This window comes from Halorhodospira sp. 9622 (assembly GCF_022228025.1).
In the GTDB taxonomy this organism is placed as follows: Bacteria; Pseudomonadota; Gammaproteobacteria; order Nitrococcales; family Halorhodospiraceae; genus Halorhodospira; species Halorhodospira halophila_A.
Genome location: NZ_JAJNRE010000057.1, coordinates 1 through 3,467, shown reverse-complemented (window position 1 = coordinate 3,467; position 3,467 = coordinate 1). Strand labels below are relative to the sequence as shown.

Below are 3,467 nucleotides of genomic sequence, written 5' to 3'. Positions count from 1 at the left end.
CACCCCTTCCTGGCTGGGACCGTGCAGAAACAGGGTGAGCAGAAACCGTATCACCAGGGCATCCACCGGGGTCACCGGCTCCGTCTCCAGCCACTGAACCAGACGGCGGACCGCTTGCGCTCGTTTCCGCTGCGCCTGGGCTTAACCCGTTGCAGTGGATACCTGACCGTTTGATTAGAGAGGTATCCACTGCAACGGGTCAGACCAGTCCCAAGGTCGTGGCAAGCGACAGTTTGCAGCCCTACGCCCCCGAGCACGGGATCACCACGCTGACCTACGGCGCCCCTCTGCCGGGGGCTGCTGACCGGCAAGATGCGCGCCGATACCCGCTTCGAGGGCGACGACCTGCGGCAGATGGATCCCAAGTTCCAGGAGCCGCGCTACAGCCAGTACCTGCGCGCCGTGGAGCGACTCGACGCCCTCGCCCAAGAGCGCTTCGGCCGCCGCGCCATCCACCTGGCCCTGGCGTGGCGCTGAGGGGTGCGCGGCGGCCTGAGCGGCTCGAGCCCCTCGACGGCTTGGCGGAGCTCGAGCTGGACGATGCCGCGCTGCGCGAGATCGACCGCATCCTCGAGGAGAGCGTCACCGGCCCGGTGGGCCCGGAGTTCATGGCGCCGCCGAGCCGCGAGGGGAAGCCCGCCTGAGGCCACCAAGGGCGCCGGCGCAGCCGGATCAGGCGCCGGCGCTCACCACCACGAAGCTCCCCGTCTCGGCCCCCGGCCTCAGCGGCTCGATCCCGGCCCGGGGGCTGTGCTCGCCGGCGGGATCAATAATCGGCCAAATCCAGAAGAGGTCGAATCTTGGCGACCATATCCGCCCAGACGTTTTCGGGTAGGCGGGCTATCGGCTCGCCAGCCCGTGCGCGCCAGTCCAGGGAGCAGACTTGATCGGCCAGGATGACCCCTGAGAGCGTCGGGACGGCTTCCAGGGAGACCTCGAAGGGGTACCCTTTGGCTTGATTCGTAACCGGGCAGATCAGCGCCAGACCCGTTTTCCGGTTGAAGGCTTGGGGGCTGACGATCACGCCGGGCCGCCAGCCTCGCTGCTCACGCCCGTCTTGCGGATGGAACCGAAACCATAGGACATCCCCCTGTCGGGGCGCTGACAACGGCGGGGCCATTACAGCTCGCCACCTTCCGTCTCGCCCCAATCCGTCTCCCCATGGCGGTTCTCTTCGGTAATCCCTGCCAAAAGCGCATCTAGCGAATAGGATGGCTGGGCCCGGGCCGGGCGGATGATCATAGTCTGGTCTTCCACCTCGATCTCGACCTCGTCTTTCAGGCGCAAGCCCGATTGCTCCAAGAGGTGCTGAGGAATCCGGACTGCTGCGCTATTGCCCCATTTGCTGATTGAAGACCGCATAGAGCCTACCCCGCGGTTTGGTATCTACAGTGTAGATACTAGCAGCTCGGCGAAGCTCCGCCAACGCTTTAATTGAGCCACCTTCGGGTGGCCCCTTGGCCACGAGTGGCCGTACCGACGGCCGCCGGACCAAGCGGCGGAGCCGGGAACCTTGAAGGAGTGGGCCATGATTCATCGGATCATGGCGCTTCACGACGAGGGCCGCGGGCTCTCGGTGCGTACCATCAGCCGCGAGCTAGGGATCTCGCGCAACACCGTGCGCAAGCATCTCGCCCAGTCGGCGGAGGAGATCGCCCTCGAGCGGGCGCGGCCGCGCCGCACCCGGCGCCTGGATGAGCACCGGCCGTTCATCGAGTACCTGCTGCGCCGCTACCCGAAGCTCAGCGCCGTCAAGGTCGGACGCAAGCTGCGGGAGAAGATCGGCGAGCTCGATGTCTTGGACCGGACGCTGCGGCGCTGCCTGCAGAAGGTAGCGGTATCGCTCATCCTGGGCCCTTCCATCTCGATCCATGCAGGCCCAATGACCGGGATCCTCCGCGCCGTGGTGCACCTACCCCACCCTTCCCTGTCCGCACTTGCCCCTCGGCACTCGCGCTCCCGTAGACCGAGGAGGAGCACCAGATCGAGCATCAGGCGATAGACCCCGGTGGGATCGCGGGGACAGCCACGCATGGAACGCTCCCCAGGCCGGCATGCCGATATCAGCCCCGCCGATCTTGACCATATAACCGAGATACGGCACCGTACACCAACATTCGCCCTAAGCGAGTACGCCCGCTCACCCATCCCGAGCGTGTGCCGAAAGCTTGGGGCTATCTTGTTTTTTGGAAGTGGGCATGAGGGTACGCCGCATCGCCATCCTCATCGATGGTGCCTTCTTCCTCAAGCGGCTGCCCAAGCTCGTGGAGCCGCGCTTCTGCGACACGCCGGCCGCCACCGCCGATAGTGCCCGCCACCTTTGCAAGCGCCATGTCCAGCGCCTTACGAACCTGGAGGGCGGCAGCGCCGACGGCGTCTGGCTCGATCACGTCTATCGGCTCTTCTACTACGACGCCCGCCCCTTCCAGGGCGTCTCCCATCATCCTGTCCTCAATTATCGCGTTGAATTCGCCAAGAGCGAGGTAGCCGCCTTCCGCAGCGAGCTGTTCGCCGAATTGCGCCGCAAGCGCAAATTCGCCCTGCGCCTTGGGCACACCCACAAAGAAGGCGAGTGGCAAATCGCTGCCAACCTGACCAAGAGGCTGCTCAAGACGCGGAACTGGCTGGACCGCATGGAGCAGGTCTTTCTCCATGGTCAGGCGCCGCCTAACCTGACCGCTAAAGAAGAGCAGGAACTAGTCAAATTGATCAGCGCTTGGCGGGAGCTGCGGCACGGCGACGTCCGCCTTGGTCTGCGCCAGAAGGGCGTGGATATGCGCATCGGCCTGGATATCGCCAGCATCACCCTCAAAGAGCAGGCAGATACCATCGTCTTAGTGACCGGCGACAGTGATTTCGTGCCCGCCGCCAAGCTCGCCCGGCGGGAAGGTATCGAGCTTCTCCTTGATCCTCTTCGGCAGGAGGTCAGCGATGACCTTCATGAGCACGTGGACGGGATCGTTGGCGTCTTTCCCGACCCGAGTACCTATTCCAACCCGAACGCCCCCGAAACCTGAAACTCGCCAGAACCCCCAAGTAGCTTCCGCAGCAGATGCTCTCGATCATCGCCACGCTCTGCCGCTGGCTCGATCAGCCCGAGCAGCGGCGGCTGCGTCGCGAGTTCGCCCTCTGGGTGCAGCGCGTGCTGCTGCGCCGCAAACCGTTCGCCGAGCGATCCATACTGCAAGGCGAAGAGATCCAGGATCTGGAGGAGGTACAGCAAATGCTCGCCGAGCGCATGAACGAGTGGAAGAAGGAGTGGGAGCAGAGAGGCCTGAAGAAAGGTCGGCAAGAGGGCCGGCAGGAGGGTCGGCTGGAAGGCGAAGCTCACATGCTCGCCCGGATGCTCGAGAAACGCTTTGGCCCGCTGACCGAGGAGCAGCTCGAGCGCATCCGCTCTGCCGACGAGGACACCCTGTGGGCCTGGTCCGACCACGTCTTCCAGGCCGACAGCGCCGATCAGGTCT

Annotated in this window: 6 protein-coding genes and 1 pseudogene; 5 read left to right on the top strand and 2 right to left on the bottom strand. The window is 64.8% G+C overall.

Translation table 11 applies throughout. The annotated features are described in order from the left end of the window. Positions 1–312: 312 nt before the first annotated feature. Both LRG07_RS13450 and LRG07_RS13970 read left to right on the top strand, forming a co-directional pair. Positions 313–477: a hypothetical protein gene (locus tag LRG07_RS13450; protein ID WP_238642692.1), complete on the top strand. Its 165-nt coding sequence runs from the start codon at positions 313–315 to the stop codon at positions 475–477. 41 nt (positions 478–518) lie between these two features. Next, positions 519–644, top strand: coding sequence for a hypothetical protein (locus LRG07_RS13970; protein ID WP_255773341.1), 126 nt, complete (start codon positions 519–521; stop codon positions 642–644). Positions 645–766: 122 nt separating this feature from the next. Here LRG07_RS13970 and LRG07_RS13445 read toward each other — a convergent pair whose 3' ends face one another. Further along, positions 767–1,120, bottom strand: coding sequence for a type II toxin-antitoxin system PemK/MazF family toxin (locus LRG07_RS13445; RefSeq protein WP_238642690.1), 354 nt, complete (start codon positions 1,118–1,120; stop codon positions 767–769). Beyond that, entirely contained in the window at positions 1,120–1,362 is a 243-nt protein-coding gene (locus LRG07_RS13440) for an AbrB/MazE/SpoVT family DNA-binding domain-containing protein (protein WP_255772262.1), read from the bottom strand. Before LRG07_RS13440 ends, LRG07_RS13445 begins: the two co-directional genes overlap by 1 nt. 181 nt (positions 1,363–1,543) lie before the next feature. Between LRG07_RS13440 and LRG07_RS14115 the strand changes: the two are divergent. The 3 genes and pseudogenes from LRG07_RS14115 to LRG07_RS13425 all read left to right on the top strand — a co-directional run. After that, positions 1,544–1,723: pseudogene (locus LRG07_RS14115) on the top strand (helix-turn-helix domain-containing protein); the annotation flags it as partial. 475 nt (positions 1,724–2,198) lie between these two features. Further along, positions 2,199–3,017: an NYN domain-containing protein gene (locus tag LRG07_RS13430; RefSeq protein WP_238642687.1), complete on the top strand. Its 819-nt coding sequence runs from the start codon at positions 2,199–2,201 to the stop codon at positions 3,015–3,017. Between the two features lie 35 nt (positions 3,018–3,052). Continuing rightward, a partial coding sequence (locus tag LRG07_RS13425; RefSeq protein ID WP_238642686.1) for a DUF4351 domain-containing protein occupies positions 3,053–3,467 on the top strand: 415 nt, incomplete at its 3' end.